Raw genomic sequence first — 22,087 nt, 5'->3', positions numbered from 1 at the left:
TTAACGCTCTCAAACGGCCTGACGTGCAGATACAAAAGCCGCCAGGTTGGCAACGTTGGCGAAGTGTTGACGGGTGTCCTTGTCTTCCGCATCGATTTTGATACCGAAGCGCTTTTGAATGGCCAGTCCCAATTCAAGTGCATCTACCGAGTCGAGCCCAAGGCCATCACCGAATAGCGGTTGATCAGTATCGATGTCCTCTGCGGACATGTCTTCAAGCCCCAGTGAATCTATGATCAAATTCTTAATTTCGAGTTGCAGTTCGCTCATCTGTTGCGAGCTCCTTAATAAAGTATTGGTGTAAGTAGTCATTGAGCTTGCGTGAAGCTATCGGCGCAGGGGCAGATGCCTTGAATTGTTTTGGATCGATATCTGGGCCAACCTGCAGCTGAAAGTGAAACCGCCGGGCAGGAATGCTGTACCAAGGCTCCGCTTTGGTTAGTGTGGTTGGCGAGACACTGATTGTTACCGGGGTGATTGTCTGTGCGCCGCGGATGGCGATGGCCGCTGCTCCGCGATGAAAGTTGGGGGGGTGTCCGGGCGTGGTGCGGGTGCCTTCAGGAAATACAATCAAGCACTGTCCGCTTTGCAATGCAGCAGCCGCTTCATCAAGCATTTCCATACTGCCGCTGTTGCTGATGTACTCCGCCGCCCGGATTGGACCCCGCATGCACGGGTTTTTCCACAGGCTTTGTTTGACCACGCAGTTGGCGTCGCGAATTAACGAGATCAACACCACCACATCAATCAGTGACGGATGGTTGGCAATGACCATTTGCCCAGGTTTACCCAGACGATCCGCGCCTTCAATGCTGTAAGTAAGTACACCGCTGCGGAACATCAGTTGAACAAACCAGTGGAAGCTCAAGCTGATGGCTCGCCGGACTCGTATCCGCTGCGCTTTGGCATCGCCCGGCATTAGCATCAATATCGGGAAGACCACAGCGCTGAGCAATACTCCACCTATTCCAAACAGGATGAAGCACAAGGCTGTGGCCACAAGGCGCCAAGCATATGGCGGGCTGTGCGGGCTTAGTTTGGCTTGCGTGACCACGTCCATTGCCGTCTATTCCAATAGTGGGTGAAGTCTTGGCCATTGCATAGTGCGCTGAGCAAACTTAAGGCGTGTGGCCATTCGCTAATTGGGCCATCTCCCGCGCGCAGTTGTAACTGCCAGTCGTCGCCGGGTTTGAGTAAAAGCCCAACGGCGTAGGCAAAGGGGATGTCGTCGATAAACGGTGTATAGATAGCCGGAGGGGATTCTTCGGCAATTACCAGCAATACTGCAGGTGCGCCTTCATTGAGCAATAAGCACGCCTCTTGCACGGCGTGTTCAAGGCTGTCTCTGGAGGCGGCGAGAGCGGTCATTTCGCTGGTGTCGCCGCGTAATATCGACCATTGACCGATAATCGCGTTATGGACCGATAAACTAAATTGAGTGGGCGACAGCGGCTCATTGTGCGCAAGGTCGTTAAGTAGGGCCAATGTACGCGGGGTTTCACCGTGGCGTGAGGCAAAAATCAGCGGTAGGGCCGGGTATGATTCGGCTAATGGCCACGCGACATTAAAGACCATCCGTGCCAGACGGCTCAGGCGTCTGCGTTGCATCGGTGCAATGAAGCTGACATCGGGCTGTTGCTGCTCATCGAGCACGCGTACAGGGGCCCGGCTCCACTCATGCCACTGATGCGTGCTTTCCAGGGTCGGGGCCCAGGCACGCCACTGTTCTATGTTGAAGTGCATCACGGAAGGAAATACCTAGCCTTTGAGACATCCTTGTCCGTTAAAGCTGCCTGCAGCTGGACATAGTTTGCGGGCAAAAACCAATTATCGTCAGGAGCAACTGGAGTAGGGGTGCCAGAAGCCTATCTGGCAAAGTGGTGGCATTATCTAGATGGCACGAAGCTTGCGCAAACCTTGACGTTAATTATTTTTGAACGATTACACTGAGATGCTAGGTTACATCAGCCTTGTAATGTAATTTCGCTAAAATTCATGGCTATTCAGGGATTGGGGGCAATTAACATGCGACGTGTGGTGTTTAACCAGAAGGGCGGTGTTGGTAAATCCAGTATCGCGTGCAATTTAGCGGCGGTGAGTGCCTCCCAAGGTTATCGGACGTTGTTGATTGACCTTGATGCGCAAGCAAACTCGACCCATTACCTCACGGGATTGACGGGCAGTGAAATCCCGTTGGGTATCTCCGAATTCTTCAATCAGACATTGTCCGGTGGGGCTTTTTCCAGAAAGGCCAAGGTCGATATTTATGAAACCCCGTTCGATAATCTGCATGTAATTACTGCCACGGCTGAGCTTGCAGATCTGCAGCCCAAGCTTGAGGCCAAGCATAAGATCAACAAGCTGCGAAAGCTGCTCGAAGACTTGTCTGAAGATTATGAGCGGATTTACCTCGATACGCCGCCAGCTTTGAATTTTTATACAGTTTCAGCGCTTATTGCCGCTGATCGAGTACTTATTCCGTTCGATTGTGACAGTTTCTCGCGTAATGCTCTGTATGGCTTATTGCAGGAAATTGAAGAGCTGAAGGAAGATCACAACGAGGGTCTCGAAGTCGAAGGCATTGTGGTCAATCAGTTCCAGCCGCGCGCAACCTTGCCGCAGCAGCTGCTTGATGAGTTGGTTGCCGAAGGTTTACCTGTGCTGCCGATTAACCTGATGAGTTCGGTGAAAATGCGTGAGTCGCATCAAGCCTGCATGCCGCTGATCTACCTGGAGCCCCGGCATAAGTTGACTCAACAGTTTGTTGAGCTGCACGACTTGCTCAATAGCGCTGATTAAGCCTGCCAAGTAAACAAAAAGCGCCGGCAAGGCGCTTTTTTTATGACTCGAAAATACTAGCGCACAACAAAGATATCGCAGGGGGCTTTGTGCAGAAAATGCTGGGCAAGGCTACCCAGCAGCGCTTGTGACAATGCACTTCGACCATGGCTACCGAGCACCATTAACTCAGCCCGGCGGTTATTAAGCTGTTCCTGCAACGCTCTTAGAATACTGCCTTGCTGCACCGAGTGGCTTAGTTTAGGGCCGTTTGGCGGTAGTTTGAGTGCTTCATCTTCCATTAGCTGGTCGATCAATGCGCTCTGGGTTTGTAGTTGCAGTTCAATCTGTTTAGCGTTGCCTTTATCTGGCTCGAATACATGCAAGGCGTGCAGTTCGGCTGAGCTAGGCAGCAGGTCGTAGGCTTTGCTAAGGGCACAACAGGCGCAGACTGAGAAGTCGATGGCGGCCAGCGAGCGCTTATAGGGTTTCACATCATTGCGCGCGACAATCAGCATAGGAACGTTGCTGCGCCGGGCGATTCGGTCGAGGCTGGTGCCGGAAAAATAATCATGGCGCGATTGGTGTGCGCCGAGAACCAGTAAATCGCAGCCAAGTTCGTTGATTTGCTGCAAGACTATCTCTGAGGGCTTGCCACTGAGAATGCGCAATGTCGTCGTTTTGGGCGCGAGCTTACTCAGACTGTGATCTAAAGTGAGCTTGGCCGCTTCGTGTTGCTGCTTGCTTTGCGCAGGGTCAAGGACGTGCAGGACGGTTAACTTGGCACTATGTTGCGTGGCGAGTTGAGCGGCCCTGCTCAAAGCGAGATCGGCGGTTTCCCTTAAATCGTGGGCAATAAGAATATGTGCAGTCATTAAAGAACTCTCCGGTCGACTCGCTTTATTATTACCCATCAATTAGCTGGTCTTTTGACCTATAGCAAGGTCATGTGTCAGTGGGTTCGTAACTGGTAGTGACCACGACTTTCTGCGACCACTTCCCCGCCTGAGTCCTTTAACTGAAGTTCCAGCATGTACTCGGCTTTTCCCAGACGTAGGGCTTCATCTTGCAAGTTTTGTATTTCAGTTGCACTTAAACGTGCTTCAACAGTGATATCACCTTTAGCTGGGCGCCGAAAGCGCAGGTTCATCTCTTTAACTATGGGGTAGAAGCGCTTGACGTCGAAGCTCGTGAGGTACAGCGCGCCTCCGGGAATTTCTGCAAGGGTAAACAGCGCACCCGCGTACATGCTGCCGATGTGATTTTGATTGCCAGCCATGGGCATGCGTAGCCTGACAAAACCAGATTCGAGGGCTTCGGCCTTGAGGCCGCTGCGCTTAACAAAGGCAATTTGTTCTTCAGTAAGTTGGCGGGCTATCTCGAACGGCAATGACATGGTTAGGCCTCATGCTAGATATGCCACTTAGCCTAAACCTTGGATGTCAGGTTGCAATTGACCGTATCTGTCGTTGGGCTTGACCGCAGTGCTCAATTAACTGGCAATAGGGCTTCATTGCAATAGTTCTTCAGGGGTTCCCTAGTGGTTTTTAAGCCACGCCAGCAGTTGCGCCAACCCCAGCGCTCCGCTCTGACGAGCCACTTCTTTACCTTGGCGAAACAGAATCAGGCTCGGGATTGAGCGGATAGCCAGTTGTCCGGCTAACTGCTGATTGGCTTCGCTGTCGAGTTTGCCCAGGCGGTATTGTCCCTGTAACTGGATGGCGGCCTGGTTGAACGTTGGCGCAAATGCTTGGCACGGGCCACACCAACTGGCCCATACATCGACCAATAATGGGAGGTCGCCTTTGGTCTGGCTGGCGAAGTTGGCCTGAGTCAGTTCAATCGGCGCGCTGGTTAGCAGCATTGCTTTGCAGCGGCCACAGCTCGGCTTGTCACTGATGCGCTCGCTGGGGATGCGGTTCAGGGCGTTACAGCTGGGGCAGGGTATAAGCAGTGGTTTGGACATGATTGACTCCAAGTTTATTGCCTATATTTGCGGCCGCCACTGGCGCTTTTCAAGGAAGCGAAGATCCGTGTGGCTCAGACCGGAACCAATGGCCAGAACAGTGGAATGACCAAGGTCGCCACCACCCACAACAATAGATTGAGCGGAATACCGACTTTCATAAAGTCGGTAAAACGATAACCACCGGCGTTATACACGAAGGTGTTGGTTTGATAGCCAATTGGCGTCGCAAAGCTGGCGCTGGCGGCAAACATCACGGCGACCACAAAGGCACGTGGGTCGATGCCGAGGTGTTGCGCCAAGCCAATTGCGATGGGGGTTACCAATACCGCAACTGCGTTGTTTGAGAGCATCTCGGTGAGCACCGAGGTGAATAGATAAAGCATTGAAAGCATCATCAGCGGCCCGGCCCATGGTAGCCAGCCCATCATGCTCTCAACCAATATTTTCACCAGCCCGACCTTGTCCATGGCGATGCTGATGGCGAGCATGCCGAAAATCAGGCTGAGAATTTTCCAGTCGACCGCTTTGTAGGCATCCTCAACGTCCAGGCAGCGCGTTGCCAGCACTGTGACCGCACCGATTATTGCCAGGCCCTCAATCGGCATCACGCCAAAGGCGGCCAGGATCATCACCGCAAAAGTTGCAATGATTGCGATTGGGGCTTTGTCTCGGCGGAATGCGCGCTCCTGTACGGCGTTAAGACTGATCAACTCGCCGTTGTCGGCGAACCGTTTGATCTGTGCCGGTGTGCCTTCAACCAGCATTACATCACCAAACTGCAGCTCGAAGTCATCCAGGTTGCCCTGCACATTTTCGTCTTGGCGATGCACCGCAAGCACAGCGATACCGTAGCGCGCGGTCAAGTCGAGGTCACGCATTGGCCGGTGGCTGTAGCGTGAGTTACGGCCGACGATGGCTTCGGCGAGAATTACATCGTGGCTGCTAATGGTTTCAAAGGCATCACTGCGATTGAACGACAAGTGACCCGTTTCGCGCAGCTCGACTACATTTTTGACTTGGCCGTGGAGTACCAGGCGGTCGCCATTGGCGAGCAGGGTATCGTGCGCTGGCTCAGTGAACTCTTGATCGGCGCGAAACAGTTTGAGTACTTGCAGTCCGCTACCGCCATTGAGATTGGCTTCGCTAAGGGTTTTGCCGATAACGGGTGAGTTATGGGGAACCAGCAGCTCGGTCATAAAGGTGCGGTCGAGGTCTGGGCGTAACTGTCGCGATAAGGTGTCGCGGTTTGGCAGCAGGTGGCGACCGACCAAGAGTAAGTAAGCCATGCCGGCAGTCGCCAGAATAAGGCCTGCGCCAGTGATCTCGAAGATGCCAAACGGGGCCATCCCGGCTTTACGGGCAACACCGTCGACCAGAATATTGGTCGAGGTGCCAATCATGGTCAGGGTGCCACCGAGAATCGTGGCGTACGACAGTGGAATCAACAGCTTCGAGGGCATGCTTCCCGCGCGACGTGCCAGTGATATGGCGACCGGGGTCAAAATCGCTACGACGGGTGTGTTGTTCAGGCAGGCGGAGGCTATCAGCGCCGTTAAGGTTAAACCGGTCAATACGCGGACGGGGTTGGTGCCGACCAGGTTCCCTAGCCAGTTGCCCAGCGCATCAATGCATCCGGTACGTTCAAGCGCTGCGGAGAGCACGAACATACACGCAATTGTCACCGGGGCTGAGTTGGATAGAACGCTGAGCACTTCAGCCGGGGTCAGCAGTTGCGTGACCAACAGTGCGGCGACCGCAATGGCGGCAACGATATCCGGGCTCCACGTTTCTCTGATGAAGGCAACCAGCACCCATATAATCAGAGCGCCAACAAACAGCAGTGGTAGTGAATCCCCGAACATGGGCGTCCTTTAACGTTGAATCTCGTATGAGGTATCAAGCGCACTATTGCCAATTGCACTTGGTCGCCAAGATAGTGGGGTTTGCTTAGATAGTCTAAGAATGTTTGAGAAGGTTTATATGCCTTTTCGGTTTAATAGATAAGCTGTATCCGTAAGACAGATTGCCACTGTTACTGTGCTCCGCGGGTGATGCGCGATAGGCTCAGATTTAAGAACTCTGTGATTGGCAAGGAGCAGGCAATGCGTCAGCTTGGTATTTTGGGCGGGATGAGTTGGGAGTCGACCAGCAGCTATTATCGGCTGCTGAACCAGGGCGTGCGCCAGCGTATGGGCGGCCTGCATTCGGCTCCGTTGCTGCTTCACTCGGTTGATTTTGCGCAGATCGCGGCGCTGCAGAAACAAGGCGACTGGGAGGCGGCAGGGCAGGTTCTTGCCGATATTGCCCAACGTTTACAAGGCGCCGGTGCCAGCGCCCTGTTGCTCGCGACCAATACCATGCACAAAGTCGCGCCAGCGATTGAGGCGGCTGTCGATATCCCCTTGCTGCATATTGGCGACGCTGTTGGCCAGGCGCTGCAACAGCGAGGAGTGAAGCGTGCTGCATTGTTGGGTACGCGGTTCACTATGCTCGAAGATTTCTATCGGCAACGCTTGGCTGAGCGCTTCGCCATTGAAGTATTGATCCCGCCCAGCGAGCAGGTTGAGGAGATAGACCGGATAATCTTTGCCGAGTTGTGCCAAGGGCGCTTTGAGCCCAGCTCCCGCGAATACTATCTGCAGTGTCTGGCGCAATTACGCGAGCGAGACGCTGAAGTCGCGATACTCGGTTGCACCGAGATAGGCTTGCTGTTGGAAGGCACTGAAGCCGCGCTGGCAATGCTCGACAGCACCGAGCTGCATGTCGAGATGGGCCTCAATTGGATACTGGCGGACAGCTGAGCTTATGATGAACAGCTGATTTCCAAGTGCTTGCCCCAATCTGGCGGGCGTTGGGCGAAGCGTTCTTTGCCCGGTTGCTCGGCAAAGGGTTGGCTGAGCACTTGGTGCAGCTCGCGCACGACGCTGTAATCGCCTTTTTCTGCTGCCTCGATTGCTTGCTGGGCAAGATAATTGCGCAGGATGAACTTGGGATTTACCGCGTGCATACGCTCACGCCGCTGCTGTTGTGACTGGCCCTGTAATGGGTCGCGAGCCATATAACGCTCAGCCCAGGCGTCGAACCCTGCTAAGTCAGTAAAGTCCTCGCGCAGGCGTGCCAAGGCAGTCTGCGGCTCACTTTCACCCAGCTCGCGGAAGAACAGGCTGTAGTCAATGGCGCTGCTCTGCATCAATTGCAGAAGGTCCTGGACCAAGGCTTCGTCGTCGTCCTTGCCGCTGGTAAAACCAAAGCGTCGACGCATTAAATCCAGATAATGGCTTTGGTACAGCGGTAAAAATAACTCAAGGCTGGCGCGTAATTCATCGACACTGATCAGCGGCGTTAGCGCCTGACCGAGCGCAGCAAGGTTCCACTGTGCGATGGGCACTTGATTGCTAAAGCTGTAGCGGCCGGTGTCATCGGAGTGATTACAGATGTGCTTGGCATCAAAATCATCAAGAAAGGCGTACGGGCCATAGTCGAAGGTGATACCCAGAATCGACATGTTGTCGGTGTTCATCACGCCGTGGCAAAAACCGTACGCTTGCCAGTGGGCAATCATTTCAGCGGTGCGCTCAACAATCTGGCGAAACATCATTAAATACGGATCTTGCTGTTCCACACAGGTTTCGAAGTGGTTGTGCAAAACGTGCTCGGCCAGCTGTTTTAGCTGCTTGTGTTGCTGGGTGTAATAGAAATACTCAAAGTGGCCAAAGCGAATATGGCTTGGCGCAAGGCGCAAGACCATGGCGGCGGTTTCTTGTTTTTCGCGCCAAACGGGCGTGCTTGAACCGGTCACGCAGAGCGCACGCGAGCTGGGGATGCCCAGCGCGTGAAGGTGTTCGCTGGCAAGAAACTCACGGATCGAGCTGCGCAGTACGGCGCGGCCATCGCCCATGCGTGAGTAAGGCGTTTGTCCGGTGCCCTTGAGGTGCATATCCCAATGTTCGCCAGCGTCGTTAATGACTTCGCCGAGCAATAAGCCGCGCCCATCACCGAGTCTTGGGGTGTAGCCGCCAAATTGATGGCCGGAGTAAACCATTGCCCGCGGCTCGGCATCGCTCCAAAGTTTATGGCCGGCGAATATCTGTGCGAAAACCTCGGTTTCTACCTCGCTCGGGTCGAGGTCAAGCAGCGCCGCGGCTGACTGGCTGGCAACCACTAAGCGTGGCTCGGCAATCGGCTCTGGCAGTACATGGGTTGAAAATGCATCGCCCAGGCGTGCAAAGCGATTATCAAATATCAGCTCGCTGAGTTTTTTCAAGGCGCTACTCCGGTAATGCAAAGACAGCGCCTCACAATAACGCGATGCTTAGTTCGGGTCGACCGCAGGCGGTGATGGTTTGGTGAGTGACACTTGAGTCGGTGTTTCTTCGGCCTGTGACTGTGGGGCCTGGCTGCTCTGTACCATGACCGGATTAACGGTTTTCAAGTTCAACTCGGCACCATTGAGATTCTTGACCACGACATCCAATTGATTGAATGCCATCTCGATTTTATGCTCGCGAAAACTCATGGCAATGCGCGTCAGCAATTCGTCGGTCGCAGCGTTACGATCGCCAAGCTCTCGAACATGAACCCGTAATTCATAGTTGAAGGTGCTTGCGCCAATTGTGAGGAAGAACAGCAGTGGCTCTGGGTCGCGTAGCACACGAGGGTTTTCCATCGCGGCTTGCATCATCAGCTTACGGGCCAACTCGAGGTCGGACTCATACGCCAGGCCGATCATCACGGTGATACGAGTGACGGTATCGTTCAGTGACCAGTTGATCAGTTGGTCGGTGACAAAGGTTTTGTTCGGCACAATGATTTCTTTGCGGTCAAAGTCGGTAATCGTCGTTGCCCGAATGCGAATTTTGCTGACTGTGCCGGAGAGATTGCCGATGGTCACAACGTCACCGATACGTACCGGACGTTCGAACAGAATGATCAAGCCGGAAATAAAGTTGGCGAAAATTTCTTGCAAGCCAAATCCAAGACCTACCGATAGCGCTGCGACCAGCCACTGTAACTTGTCCCAACTTACGCCCAGAGTCGATAGAGTTGTAACCGTGCCGACGGCTACGATGGCGTAGGACAGCAGGGTGGTTGTGGCGTATGAGCTGCCTTGGGCGAGCTTCATGCGCGAGAGCACCAACACTTCAAGCAAGCCGGGCAAGTTGCGCCCGAGCGCGATGGTAATACCGATGATCACTAATGCGCCAAGTACGTCGCTGAGGCTGATTGGGACCATGCTTGCCATCGCCCCGGTGCCGCTGACGTACTCGTACAGGGTGACGTTGTCGAGGTATGAGAACACTGAAATCAGGTCAGCCCAGATCAGCCAGAGCAAGCTGATAAACACACCCAGCAAGGCCAGCCGCACAAGTCGTAGCGATTGCTGGTTAACTTGCTCGATATCCAGTGTCGGCTCTTCTGTCACCACCTCGCCTGTTTCTGATTCCTCTGCGGCTTGCGCGGCCTGGCGTTTGGCCATTGCACGCTGATAAGCCAAGCGACGAGCCGCAACCGAAAGGCCGCGCACAAAGGTTGCTTCGACGATCAAGCCAAGCATCATCAGGCCAAGGGTGTCGAGTAAGCGGTCGGTTAGCCTGAGTGCGGTGTAGAAATAGCCCATGCCGACCACGACGATCAGGGCTAACGGCAGTATGCAGACAATGCTGGCAATGAGCGTGCGGAACATTGAGCTGTTTTCACGGGCTGGCCCGGTCAGCAGAACTCGGCTGAGCAACCACGCCATCAGCGCGTAACAGGTTACGCAGATGGCGATGCCGAGCACATCATCCGCCAGTTCTGCCGGTCGATGCCCGGCAATGGTCACCACGGCTACAAGGGCCAGAACAATCAGGCCTAGATAGCGAACATAACGTCGCAAGAAGGCAACATGCGGGCGAGTCCAACGGAAGTGCAGTTCAGCGACTCCGCTTGGCGATAAAATACGGTAGACGGTGTATAGCACCATCCAGGCTTGCGCCATGCTGAAAAAGGCAGACGCGAGACTGGCGTTTTGTCCGCGAGCATCGATTTGTAGAGCAAAGCCGCATAGCGTCAGGAACAGCCCACCCGGCAATGCCAGCAGGATATTCAACAAAATCGCCATCGGCGTGTGCAACTGGTTGTCGTTTTTGTAATGACCAATATCTTTGTGGAGGTCGGAAAGCTTGTTGGTAATTGCGCTGCGCCGCCACAACAGCAAGCCGATAACCAGTAACAACGGTAGGAACAGAAGGGGCTTGCCCACCAAGCCTGATCCGAACTCGCGAGTAGTGGAGATCCATGGCAACTCAGCGAGCTGGCGCTTGAGCTTGGCCGGTGAACTCATGAACCAATCGAGATTGAGTGGTTTGTTGCTTGGGATCCAGAACATCTGTTCTTCAAGCGTTTCGCTCAGTGCTGTAGCAGTAGTTTGCAGCTGCTTTTGCGTGAGTTGCAGGGTGATGGACTCATTGAGGAGTGCACCCAGCTCATTGCTTACCAGATCGAGCAGTTCCCGACGCTTCTCGATGATACTTTGCAGAGAATTTCGTAGCGCTGGGCTAATGTCTTCATCCGGCTGCTTTTGTATCAACGTATCGATATAGGTGGCTGGGTTGCTAATAAGCTCTCGCTGCTGATTGATCTCAAATTGATAGAGACGGATGTCGGCGATGTCATTAGACAAGTTCTTGTCGATATCCAGCTTCGGCAAGGCTTGCTTCTGCTGGTAAAGGATCTTCGACAATAAAATACTGCCCTGCAGCACACTGATTTGTTGATCCAGTGCCTGGTCGCTCTGATTGAGTGTGTCGAGCTGTTGCTTGGTCTGCAGGTTTTTCTGGGTGATTTGGTTGAGGCGATTAGTGGCTTTGAGCAGATAGTCAGAGTATTTAACATTCAGCGCGCTTTCACGGCTCAGCAAGCCGTCTCCGCCCAGCTTTTCGGCGCTTTGCGATTGCTCTGCAAAGGTCATCTCGGACATTTCGCGACGTTTCTTGTTGACCAGCTCCTGAAGGTTGGTCAACTCTTGCTCGAGACGTTTGATGCGCTCGTCTAACAAGGCCCGTTGGCTCGCACCTAAGTCTTGTAGCAGGCTGTTGCCACTCAGTTCCTGGCGGCGCAGTTGAGTTTGCGCATTTAACTGGGCCAGCTCAGCGTTCAGCTGTTCACTGGTTTCGTTGGTCAGTGGCGTTCCGGCGAGTTTGCCGCTCTTCAGTGCCTCGCCAATTTCGCGGGCGCGTGCCTGGTTGCTACTGATCTCCGCCTGCGCCCGCTCTGGGCGTGTTTGCGAGGTAATGATCAGGCTGTTGGCATCAATGATCTGTTTTTGCCATTCGCTAAGCTGGTTGTTGCGATCACTGAGCATTTGCTCGAGATCGGAAACTTTGCTGTTGCTATAGCGCTCGGCAACCGGTGTCGGTTGGCTGGCTTTGAGGCGCGTTAGCTCACGCTGCGCCTCACCAATCAAGCGTGGGGCTGCGCTTAGCTGCTGATTGAGTTTTTCGAGGTCCTTCTCACTCTGTTCTTTGAGGCGCAGCAGACTGAGAGTCTTCTCAAGTGTCTGCGTCAGCTTTGCAAGCTCGGCTTCAGGCAGCTTGCTGTCAGCCAGTGCTGACAGCTGGCTTTCTACATCACTGGATGATGGCGGCTCATTTGCAAATGCCAGAGGGCTGCTCAGCAGCAGACTGATGAGAGCGAAAGCAATGTATTTACGGAAAGAGGGCATGGTTGCGTTCGGGCGGCTCGAAGTTAACAGAGTTTAGAGGAATAGGCCGGGCCCGGGGCGACTGCCCTCTGGAAATTTAACACCCACCTTGCGGATCTTGTTGCCTTCCATCGCGGCGACCGTCCAGGTCAAACCTTGCCATTCGACCTGATCGCCAATAACTGGTTCACCGCCGATTTTATGGGCAATGAAGCGACCGAGAAGCATATTGTCTTCGTTTTCGTTCAGTTTTAGGCCATAGAGCGCGGCAACGGCGCCTACCTCAGCATCGCCTTCAAGTACAAAGTCGCCGAAGAAGCGCAGATCCTGGCCGCGTGTTGGCGCCTGACTGAACAATTTACCGAGTGCTTCCAAATTGTACGCATGGCCTATTACGCAGAGCAAATCGCCGGCGTCGAGCTTGGTGCTGCCCGACGGGTGAAGCAATTCATTGCCACGGAACAGTGCAGCGATCCGCGTACCTTCTGGCATTTTCAGGTCACGCAGTGGTGAGCCGATACACCATTTTTCTGCGCCTAAGCGATAAACGAATAATTCCCACTGGCTGGTCGGGTGAATTTCAAGACCCAAGCGTGAGAATGGTGCTGGCTCAGGTGGAACCGTTACCCGTAAAAACTTAGCCGCGAGTGGCAAGCTGGTGCCCTGGAGTAGTAACGAGACGATGACAATAAAGAACGCCACGTTGAAAAATAGCTGAGCATTCTCCAAGCCTGCCATCAGTGGGAATACCGCCAGAATAATCGGCACTGCGCCGCGCAGGCCAACCCAGGCAATAAATACGCGTTCGCGGTCATGGAAGGCGTGGAACGGTAATAACCCGAGGTACACCGCGAGGGGGCGCGCGATTAAAATCATCCACAATGCCAAGCCCAGTGCAGGCAGCGCAACTTTCAGTAATTCGTGTGGTGTTACCAGCAAGCCGAGGACCAAGAACATGCCGATCTGGGCGAGCCATGTCAGGCCGTCGAGCATATGCAGAATGCCGTGGCGCGAGCGTATGGCTTTATTACCAAGCAATAGGCCGCACAAGTAAACCGCAAGTATGCCACTGCCGCCCAGGGTGTTGGTGATGGCAAAGATCATCAGGCCGCCACTGACCACCAGTAACGGATACAGGCCATTGGCCAAGGTAATGCGGTTAATCAGGTTCAGCAGCAACCAGCCGCCGACTAAACCGAGAAATGCGCCCAGGCCAAACTGTAATCCAAGGCTGCCCAGTAAACTCCAGCTGAAGCCGGTTTGTCCTGCTTGCAACATGGAAATTAGCGTCACAGTCAGAAACACGGCCATCGGGTCGTTACTGCCTGACTCGATCTCCAGCGTTGAACTCACCCGCTCGTTAAGGCCACGCCCGCCGAGTAGGCTGAATACCGCTGCGGCATCGGTTGAACCTACAATCGCGCCAATCAGCAGGCCTTCCATCCAGCTCAGGTTAAACAGCCAAGCGGCTGCAACGCCGGTTAACCCAGCGGTAATCATGACCCCAACCGTAGCCATCGAAAGGGATGGCCAAAGGGCTACACGGAAACTGGAGACGCGGGTGCGCATGCCGCCATCAAGCAAAATAATGGCCAGCGCAAGGTTACCGACCAAATAGGCCAGCGGGTAATTAGAAAAGCTTATGCCACCGGGGCCATCGACGCCTGCAAGCATGCCCACGCCGAGGAATATGACCAAAATCGGGATGCCGAAGCGCGAGCCAAATGCGCTCACCAGAATGCTCATGGCTACCAGCAATGCACCGATCAAGAAGAGACTGTTGATGGTACTGGCATCCAAAGCGGCATACTCCTTTATCGACTGGCAATGCGCCTATGCATGGCACGTGCCACCTATAATAACCTGTGAGTTTGTCGCGTGGTTAAAAAAACATATAGCGTTATATGTGCAAAGCCTGAGGGGGCAGGTTGCCAAGGCTGTAAGTGCAGTGTTTTAAGCATCCCCACGAGCGTGGTTGAGGAGAGTGTATGCCGGTTCACCTTGCGCACGTTGCATGCACAAGGTGAGATCTTTTGCCTAGAACCAGCGGTCCTGCATATTGAGGCAGGTGTCGTCGCGACTCTCAAGAATTGCCAGTTCGTGATGGCAGCCTGGTACTTCCCACGTCAGGAAATAGCGCGCTGTTTGCAGCTTGCCTTGATAGAAGTCCTGATCCGCCACGTTGCCTTTTGCCAAGCCTTGTTCTGCACAGATTGCTTGTTCCAGCCAGCGCCAACCGATCACCGCATGGCCAAAAACTTTCAGGTATAAAGCCGAGTTGGCCAAGCCCTGATTAACCTTACCGCTCATTAAGTCACCGAGCAGTGCCAGGGTCACGCTGGACAGCCTCGCCAGCAGTTGCTCAAGGGGTATGCGCAGGTTGTTCAGTGATTCGAAAGCGCTCGCTCGTTCGCAGCATTGTTGGATCAGCTTGACCAGCTGTTTGAGCGCCGCGCCGTTATTCATCGACACTTTACGGCCCAGCAGGTCGAGAGACTGAATGCCGTGTGTGCCTTCGTGAATCGGATTAAGGCGGTTGTCGCGGTAGTACTGTTCAACCGGGTATTCACGGGTGTAACCGTGACCGCCAAGAATCTGGATAGCCAACTCGTTGGCCTTGAGGCAATACTCCGAGGGCCATGACTTGACAATCGGCGTCAGCAGGTCGAGCAACTCCAGCGCGGTGCGGCGTTGCTCTTCGGTTTCGAGTGTCTGAGTGTCATCAAATAAGCGTGCGGCGTACAAACCGAGGTCAAAGGCGCCTTCGACATACGCCTTTTGGGTCAGCAGCATCCGGCGCACGTCAGCGTGCTCAATAATTGCCACCTGTGATGAGCTTGGGTCTTTACCATCGGGCAAGCGGCCCTGTGGGCGCTGTCGGGCATAATCCAGTGAGTACAGATAACCTGCGTAGCCGAGCATCACCGCGCCCATGCCGACGCCAATTCGTGCTTCATTCATCATCTGGAACATATACGCCAGGCCATGATGCGGCTTACCCACCAAGTAGCCGACGCACTCACCGTTATCGCCGAAGTTAAGCGCCGTCGAGGTGGTGCCGCGCCAGCCCATCTTGTGGAACAAACCTGCCAGCAGTACATCATTGCGCTTGCCCAGCGAGCCATCGTCGTTAACCAGAAACTTGGGCACGATAAACAGCGAAATACCCTTAACGCCGGGCGGCGCATCGGGCAGTTTGGCCAGAACCATGTGCACGATATTTTCTGACAATGGATGGTCACCGCCAGAAATAAAAATCTTGTTGCCCTTGAGCCGGTAAGAGCCATCCTCTGCCGGTTCTGCACGCGTACGAATGTCCGAAAGTGAGGAGCCCGCGTGTGGTTCAGTCAGGGCCATGGTGCCGAAGAAACGTCCGTCAATCATCGGCTCTAGAAAACGCTTTTTTTGCGTTTCATCGCCGAATGCTTCAATCAGGTTGGCAGCGCCCATTGTCAGCATCGCGTAGGAAGATGTAGCGATGTTTGCCGACTGAAAGTGGGCGAAGCAGGCTTGTGATAACAAATTAGGCAACTGCATGCCGCCAACGTCGAATTCGCGAGTGGCGTTGAGAAACCCGGCTTGAAGGAAGGCGTCGACTGCTGGTTTGATTTCCGGAATCAGTTTGGCAGCGCCATCAACGTATTCGGGCTCGTTCTCATCATTCTTGCGGTTGTGCGGTGCGAACAGGTTTTCAGCGATGCTCCGCGCGGTATCGATTGCCGCATCGAACGTCTCACGGCTGTGCTCGGCAAAGCGTTCGCGCTGGGTCAATGCCTCGGCGTCGAGCACTTCGTAAAGTTCGAACGCAAGATTACGGGCGTTAAGCAAAGTCTCGGACATGATTGGCCTCCTGTTAGTCGCGCCGAGTCTAGGCAGGCGCCGCGGCACTGCCCAGTATTATCCATCGGCGTGATAAAGCCCTAAATCAGTCCGTATGCAGCCGCTTAACGGGGCTGGACCGGGTTGCGTGGAATTACAAATGTCCAGCACAGCCCCCAGAACAGCGCTCCCGCGCCAATCGCAAAGCACTGGGTTAGCGTAGCGCCCATTTGCAGGGCTTGTTCTGCAAGCCACGGGCCGAGTAACTGGCTGGCACCGTACAAGGCGATAAGTGCAGCAGACAGGCGTGGGCCTTGATGCGGGTGGAGTTGACGCGCAAGGCGTTGTGTCAAAAACACCGTGCCGATAAAACTGCCGCCGACGAGAATTGCGCAGAGCAAGATACCCACCGAGCCCGGCCACAGCATTGGTGCCGCAGCGCCAAGCCCTTGCGCGGCGTAATTGCACAGCAATGCCCGACGATCACCAATTCGCGCGCCGAGGCTGTTCCACAGCGCAATCGAGATGAGGCTGGCGGTGGCCGTCCATAACCAGGCGCCACTGACGAGCGGGTCGCTTGGGTCGAGTTGCTCTTTTGCCAGTGAGGGTAAAAATGTCATCGGTAAGATGTAACCCAGCCCGGCGCCGGTGTAGGCGAGAAATAGCGGCGTGCTGGCGCGGTCAAACAAGCGAGTGTGTGAATGCTTCACCTGTACCGCAGGTGTATGCAGTTTAAGCCGACTCAGCAATCCAATACTTAAAAGAGCCAGCGGCAGGCCTAATATCGCCATCGGCCACCAACGGTCAGCGCCGTTTAGCCAATTCGCAGGCCAAGTAGCGGTTGCGCTTGAAAGCAACAAGCCACCGCCCAGCCCCAAGTAAATCAAACCGCTCAGGCGTGTGCGCTGGTGTTGGGCTAGCCATTCGAGAACCAATGCCGGTGCTTGTACAAACACCACACCATTGGTGATGCCATTAGCCAGACGTAGCCATGTCAGGCTTTCAACCGAGGTTGCATAAACTTGCGTCACTGTCAGCAGGGCATTGAGCAGGAGCGCCAAGGGCAGGGCGATGCGCATGCGTGCCGGAGCATGCAGGGCCAATGCGAGTAACGCGCCGATCAGGTAGCCGATGTAATTCCAGGTCGCGATTCTGGCGCCTTGCTCAAGCGTTAGGAAACCATCGCTGATCAAATAGGGCAGTAGCGGCGTATAGGCGAAGCGGCCTAGCCCATGAACCACAACCAATGCGCTGGCACCGGCGAGTAAGGCAAGGATCAGATGGCGCTGCGGGAGAGTATTCATTCGTGAACTTAATACAGTGAAAACAAAAAGCCAGCAGGTACTGCCAGCAGAAGATTGCCATTAACTGGCAATCATAGAGCCTGCCGGTTAAATGCTGCGTGAATTCAAGGTGTAAATAACTGCGAAACCGAGCTAAGCGGTTAAACTGTAGGGCTTCGAGGAGCTGAATACCATGAACTACCGTCACGCCTATCACGCCGGCAATCACGCCGATGTCTTAAAACACCTGATCTTATGCCGGATGATTGCCCTGTTGTCACGTAAGGAGGCGCCATTTGCCTACCTCGACAGCCATGCAGGTGTGGGTTTGTATGACTTGCGAGGTGACCAGGCTTCGCGCACAGGTGAGTGGCTTGAAGGGATTGCCAAACTTTGGCAGGCCGATGACGTGCCTGAGCAGTTTGCCGACTATCTGCAGGTGATCCGTGCAATGAATCCGAGTGGTGAGCTGCGTCATTACCCTGGCTCGCCTGAGCTGGCGCGAATGCTTACCCGTGAACAGGATCGTTTGCAGCTCAATGAGAAGCACCCGGAAGACGGACGTTTACTCAAAGAAAATATGAAGGGTGACCGGCGCGTGGCTGTGCATCTTGGCGAAGGCTGGCATGTGCCGCGTGCATTGTTGCCGACCCAGGAAAAGCGCGTGCTGATGCTGATTGATCCACCGTTTGAGCAAGATGATGAGCTGGACCGCAGCGTCGAGTCATTAAACGATGCGATTGGCCGCATGCGTCAAGCAATAGTGGCTATCTGGTATCCAATCAAGGACCTGCGTCAGTTACGTAAGTTTTACCGCGACCTTGAAAAGAGCTCAGCGCCCAAACTACTGCGTATTGAGTTGTATGTTCACCCTACCGATGAGTCGCTGCGTTTGAATGGTTCCGGATTGGTCATTAGCAATCCGCCATGGGGCCTGGAAGACGAACTCAAGCTGTTGCTGCCTTGGTTGGCTGAGCGTCTGGGGTTAACTCAGGGCGGCTGGCGCATGGACTGGTTGATCGAAGAAAAAACCTCGGGTTAAGCGTCCCATAAAAAAGGCGACCTGGCAGAAGCGAGGTCGCCTGTATATTTATGCGGGCCTGATTACGCTGGCAGACATACGCCGGTGCCGCCCAAACCACAGTAACCGCTTGGGTTTTTTGCCAGGTATTGCTGGTGATAGACCTCGGCGTAATAGAACTCGCCGGCCTCAGCGATTTCAGTGGTGATGCTGCCTAAGCCTGCTTTATCCAACTCTGCCTGGAACATTGCCTGGCTTTGCAGCGCTTTAGCCAGCTGATCTTCGCTGTTGCAATAGATCGCTGAGCGGTATTGGCTGCCCTGATCGTTACCCTGACGCATGCCTTGCGTTGGGTTGTGAGCCTCCCAGAAGACTTTTAGCAGCGCCTCAAAGCTGGTGACTTTAGGGTCAAACACCACCAGCACGACTTCAGCGTGTCCGGTCAAACCGGAACAGGTTTCTTCGTAGGTTGGGTTGGGGGTAATCCCGCCAGCGTAGCCCACCACCGTGCTCCACACGCCGGGCTGTTGCCAGAAGCGCCGCTCAGCACCCCAAAAGCAGCCAAGCCCGAATATTGCTGTTTCCAGGCCTTGCGGGAATGGACCCTGGAGAGCGTTGCCATTGACGAAGTGAGCGTCGGGTACAGTCATCGCTACGTCCCGCCCCGGCAATGCCTGATCGGCTGTTGGGAGTTCTAGTTTGTTTACAAGAATTTGCGAACGCAGAGCCATGAGCCATTTCCTCAACATCGTTTTCATGTGCTTGGTAGACCGCCATTGTGCGACGACGTTACAAAATCGGCTAGCCCGAACTTAGCGAAAACAGCTAAGACCTAAGCATGGGGCCGTTGTACTAGTTGCGAATATAACGCTTCAAGCTGTCAATCAGGTTGCGCCCGGCAATTGCTTTGTCGAACAGAAAGCCTTGGCCGATATCGCAGCGTTGGCGCCTCAAGAACTTCAGCTGAGCGCTCGTTTCAATGCCTTCTGCAACGACTTTAATCTTAAGATTATGCGCCATGGCGATCACCGCCGAGGTGATCTCCATATCGTCTTGATTCTGTGGGATGTCTTTGATGAAGCTGCGATCAATTTTGATGACATCAATCGGGAATTTCTTCAAATAACTTAGCGACGAGTAACCCGTGCCGAAGTCATCCATAGCCAAACTAAGACCGAGTTTTTTTAGGCATATTAGCTGGCTGCGGGTGTCGTCGGTGGCCTCCAGCAGCAGGCTTTCGGTCAGCTCAAGTTCTACTCGTTCGGGCGGCAGCTGTTCTTCTTCGATGATTGTGCGAATAGCGCCGACCAGGTCCGGGTCGGTGAACTGTTTAGGCGAGACATTGATCGCCACCTGTATGGCGCCCATGCCCACAGCGGCAAGTTGCACGCTCATGCGGCAGGCTTGGCGAAACACCCATTTGCCAATCGGGATGATCAGTCCAGTCTCTTCGGCAACGCCAATGAATTGATCGGGGCTGATCATGCCTTTTTGCGGGTGATGCCAGCGCAATAGCGCCTCAATGCCGACCAATGCTCCGGTTTTCAGGCACAACTTGGGTTGATAGAACACCTCAAGTTCATTCTGGGTAAGGGCGCGGCGCAAGTTATTCTCGACAAACAACTTATGGTCGGCCTCGGCGTTCAGCGCCTCGGTGAACACACAGACCTGATGCTTGCCGTTAGCTTTGGCCTTATGCAGCGCAAGCCCGGCATGCTTGGTGAGTATTTGCGGGTCGGTGCCATGCGCCGGGGCGCAGGCGAGGCCAATCGAGCCGGTAATACTGATCAACTGATTATCGACGAACAGCGGTTTGTCCAAGGTTTTCAGGACTTGCGAAGCAATCACCTGGCCAGCATCCAGATCGTGATGATCAAGCAGGATGGCAAATTCGTTGCTGGCAAAGCGCGCCATAATCGCCGTCGGCGTCAGGGTATTGCGCAGACGTTTAGCTAAACTGGAAAGCAGCTTGTCACCGGTTTGGTGGCCGAGGCTGTCATTGATCCGCTTGAAGTTATCGATGTCCACCAGTAGCAGGCTGATACCCGTTTTGTCAGGCACAGCAAAGCGTTTTTCCAGCGCCCGAATAAACGAATAGCGATTGCCAAGACCGGTCAGATTATCGCGAAAGGCAAGGCGCTCAATGCGTTGCAGTGCGCTTTTGCTTTCGGTGATGTCTTCGTAAATGCCAATGTAATGGGTCAGCACCCCGTCATCGGCATGAACCTTTGAAATCGACAGCTGACTCCAGTACGGCTCAAGGTTTTTACGCCTGCTTTTGAATTCGCCTTGCCAGCTGTTATGACCTGATAGACCCGACTGGCTGTTAAATAGCAGATCGCTGAGGTTCTCCAGCGCAGGCAGCTCAGAAATTCGTCGCCCTTGCACTTCTTCCGCGCTGTACAAGGTTATTGCGGTAAAACTGGGGTTTACGTACTCAACCAAACCATCACGGTTGAGCAATATGAATGCACTGGCGCTTTGTTCCACCGCGCGCTTAAACAGGTACAACGCTTGCGTTGCGCTGCGCCGCTCCTGGTTTGACAGCACTTGCGCATATTGGTCAGCCAGTTCGCCGCAAAAGGCTATTTCGTCGGTCTTCCACTGACGTGGTCCGCCAACATGCTCAATACACAGGATGCCGATGACCTCGCCGTCTACGCGAATCCCGGCATCGAGCATGGCGCCAATATTCAGTGACTTTAAATAGTGCTGCAATTCAATCGCGCGTGGATCGTTCAAGGCGTCTTCGATATGCAGCGAGCGCCCAGCGCGCATGATGCTCATATAGTTCGAATTCAGCTTGAGGCTTTGCTCTTCTTTATGGTGTTGTTGATTGTCAGCCTGATACACCGTCACCGATTCAAGCAATTCGCCATTGATCAGCCAGATACTCGCCCGCCCGGTCGCATAAGTCTCGCATGCTGCTTGAGTGATCAGCCTGGCTGCGTCCTGTAATGCGTCACCTTGATAGATATGACGGGCCAAATGCAGAATTAGTTTTTGCTGGGCAAGAATGCGTTTTTTCTGTTGTAGCGGATCTTCAATTAGCGGCAACAGCTGCTCTTGCGGGTTGTGTTGCGTCCCTGGCGGCAGCTTCGATTGAGGCGTAGCGGTGACCAACAAGTAGCCGCGCAGTAGGTGACGTCCACGCTGTTTGAACGCCTCACCCATTTCCATCAGATTGAGCGCGCCCAAAGGCGTGTGCAGGGTGTAATGCACTAAGTAATGCGATTGCAGGCTCAGTTGCTGCTGGATTTGATCGTGCAGTGAATGGCGCGCTTCGGGCTCCATCAGGCTGGCGTAGGGTGACTCAACCAGGGCGCATAAATCGCTCGCGGCAATACCTAACTGACGCTCACAAGAAGGGTCAAGAAACAGTAAGGCCCAACTGGCCTCATTCATCCGCTCGAAACGCAGCATGCCCAACCGTGATGGTACTGGCAACTGCGTCACAACCTCGGCCACCAGTTGGCTGGCGACGGTGGGATGGCTTCTCATTAAGTGCTTTGCTTCCAGTATGCTGCGTTGGGCGA

The 22,087-nt window shown here is 54.2% G+C and carries 17 protein-coding genes; 3 read left to right on the top strand and 14 right to left on the bottom strand.

Annotated features, from left to right (window positions below):
- Nucleotides 1-9 precede the first annotated feature (9 nt).
- From B9K09_RS19960 to B9K09_RS19950, 3 genes are read right to left on the bottom strand one after another with little or no spacing between them, the layout of a single operon-like run.
- A complete protein-coding gene (locus tag B9K09_RS19960) occupies nt 10-270 on the bottom strand; it encodes a phosphopantetheine-binding protein (protein ID WP_087518444.1) in 261 nt (86 codons plus the stop codon).
- Complete coding sequence (locus tag B9K09_RS19955; protein ID WP_177408684.1) at nt 245-1,060, bottom strand: 1-acyl-sn-glycerol-3-phosphate acyltransferase; 816 nt, start codon at nt 1,058-1,060, stop codon at nt 245-247. Before B9K09_RS19955 ends, B9K09_RS19960 begins: the two co-directional genes overlap by 26 nt.
- Nucleotides 1,033-1,743: a beta-ketoacyl synthase chain length factor gene (locus B9K09_RS19950; RefSeq protein ID WP_087518443.1), complete on the bottom strand. Its 711-nt coding sequence runs from the start codon at nt 1,741-1,743 to the stop codon at nt 1,033-1,035. Before B9K09_RS19950 ends, B9K09_RS19955 begins: the two co-directional genes overlap by 28 nt.
- A 282-nt stretch (nt 1,744-2,025) precedes the next feature.
- Here B9K09_RS19950 and B9K09_RS19945 point away from each other — a divergent pair, with 282 nt between their 5' ends.
- Nucleotides 2,026-2,799, top strand: a complete 774-nt coding sequence (locus tag B9K09_RS19945; protein WP_087518442.1) for a ParA family protein — start codon at nt 2,026-2,028, stop codon at nt 2,797-2,799.
- A gap of 56 nt (nt 2,800-2,855) precedes the next feature.
- On the opposite strand, the gene B9K09_RS19940 is transcribed toward B9K09_RS19945, so the two are convergent.
- The 4 genes from B9K09_RS19940 to B9K09_RS19925 form a co-directional block, all read right to left on the bottom strand.
- Entirely contained in the window at nt 2,856-3,653 is a 798-nt protein-coding gene (locus B9K09_RS19940) for a universal stress protein (protein ID WP_087518441.1), read from the bottom strand.
- A 77-nt stretch (nt 3,654-3,730) separates the two neighbouring features.
- Nucleotides 3,731-4,174 carry a PaaI family thioesterase gene (locus tag B9K09_RS19935; protein WP_087518440.1) on the bottom strand — a complete coding sequence of 148 codons (444 nt, stop codon included), beginning with the start codon at nt 4,172-4,174 and terminating at the stop codon, nt 3,731-3,733.
- A 141-nt stretch (nt 4,175-4,315) separates the two neighbouring features.
- A complete protein-coding gene (gene trxC, locus B9K09_RS19930) occupies nt 4,316-4,744 on the bottom strand; it encodes a thioredoxin TrxC (RefSeq protein WP_087518439.1) in 429 nt (142 codons plus the stop codon).
- Nucleotides 4,745-4,818: 74 nt separating this feature from the next.
- The gene (locus tag B9K09_RS19925; RefSeq protein ID WP_087518438.1) at nt 4,819-6,609 is read right to left on the bottom strand and encodes an SLC13 family permease; all 1,791 of its coding nucleotides are present in this window, start codon (nt 6,607-6,609) and stop codon (nt 4,819-4,821) included.
- Nucleotides 6,610-6,849: 240 nt separating this feature from the next.
- On the opposite strand from B9K09_RS19925, the gene B9K09_RS19920 reads away from it, so the two are divergent.
- Nucleotides 6,850-7,548 carry an aspartate/glutamate racemase family protein gene (locus B9K09_RS19920; protein WP_087518437.1) on the top strand — a complete coding sequence of 233 codons (699 nt, stop codon included), beginning with the start codon at nt 6,850-6,852 and terminating at the stop codon, nt 7,546-7,548.
- A gap of 2 nt (nt 7,549-7,550) precedes the next feature.
- On the opposite strand, the gene selO is transcribed toward B9K09_RS19920, so the two are convergent.
- From selO to B9K09_RS19895, 5 genes are all read right to left on the bottom strand, one after another.
- Nucleotides 7,551-9,011, bottom strand: a complete 1,461-nt coding sequence (selO, locus tag B9K09_RS19915; RefSeq protein ID WP_087518436.1) for a protein adenylyltransferase SelO — start codon at nt 9,009-9,011, stop codon at nt 7,551-7,553.
- A gap of 48 nt (nt 9,012-9,059) precedes the next feature.
- Complete coding sequence (gene mscK, locus B9K09_RS19910) at nt 9,060-12,449, bottom strand: mechanosensitive channel MscK (protein ID WP_087518435.1); 3,390 nt, start codon at nt 12,447-12,449, stop codon at nt 9,060-9,062.
- A 33-nt stretch (nt 12,450-12,482) separates the two neighbouring features.
- Nucleotides 12,483-14,228, bottom strand: a complete 1,746-nt coding sequence (locus B9K09_RS19905; RefSeq protein ID WP_087518434.1) for a potassium/proton antiporter — start codon at nt 14,226-14,228, stop codon at nt 12,483-12,485.
- Nucleotides 14,229-14,465: 237 nt separating this feature from the next.
- Entirely contained in the window at nt 14,466-16,268 is a 1,803-nt protein-coding gene (locus B9K09_RS19900; RefSeq protein ID WP_087518433.1) for an acyl-CoA dehydrogenase, read from the bottom strand.
- Nucleotides 16,269-16,372: 104 nt separating this feature from the next.
- A complete protein-coding gene (locus tag B9K09_RS19895; RefSeq protein WP_087518432.1) occupies nt 16,373-17,551 on the bottom strand; it encodes a YbfB/YjiJ family MFS transporter in 1,179 nt (392 codons plus the stop codon).
- 172 nt (nt 17,552-17,723) lie between these two features.
- Between B9K09_RS19895 and B9K09_RS19890 the strand changes: the two genes are divergently transcribed.
- Nucleotides 17,724-18,572, top strand: coding sequence for a 23S rRNA (adenine(2030)-N(6))-methyltransferase RlmJ (locus tag B9K09_RS19890; protein ID WP_087518431.1), 849 nt, complete (start codon nt 17,724-17,726; stop codon nt 18,570-18,572).
- 62 nt (nt 18,573-18,634) lie between these two features.
- Here the strand turns inward: B9K09_RS19890 and msrA are convergent, their stop codons facing one another.
- Nucleotides 18,635-19,282: a peptide-methionine (S)-S-oxide reductase MsrA gene (gene msrA / locus B9K09_RS19885; protein WP_087518430.1), complete on the bottom strand. Its 648-nt coding sequence runs from the start codon at nt 19,280-19,282 to the stop codon at nt 18,635-18,637.
- A 121-nt stretch (nt 19,283-19,403) separates the two neighbouring features.
- Nucleotides 19,404-22,052 carry a bifunctional diguanylate cyclase/phosphodiesterase gene (locus B9K09_RS19880; protein WP_087518429.1) on the bottom strand — a complete coding sequence of 883 codons (2,649 nt, stop codon included), beginning with the start codon at nt 22,050-22,052 and terminating at the stop codon, nt 19,404-19,406.
- Nucleotides 22,053-22,087 lie beyond the last annotated feature (35 nt).

It is taken from the genome of Pseudomonas sp. M30-35, from assembly GCF_002163625.1.
GTDB lineage: Bacteria > Pseudomonadota > Gammaproteobacteria > Pseudomonadales > Pseudomonadaceae > Aquipseudomonas.
The sequence above is the reverse complement of the archived record's forward strand: the minus strand, read 5'-3'. Positions and strand labels throughout refer to the sequence as shown.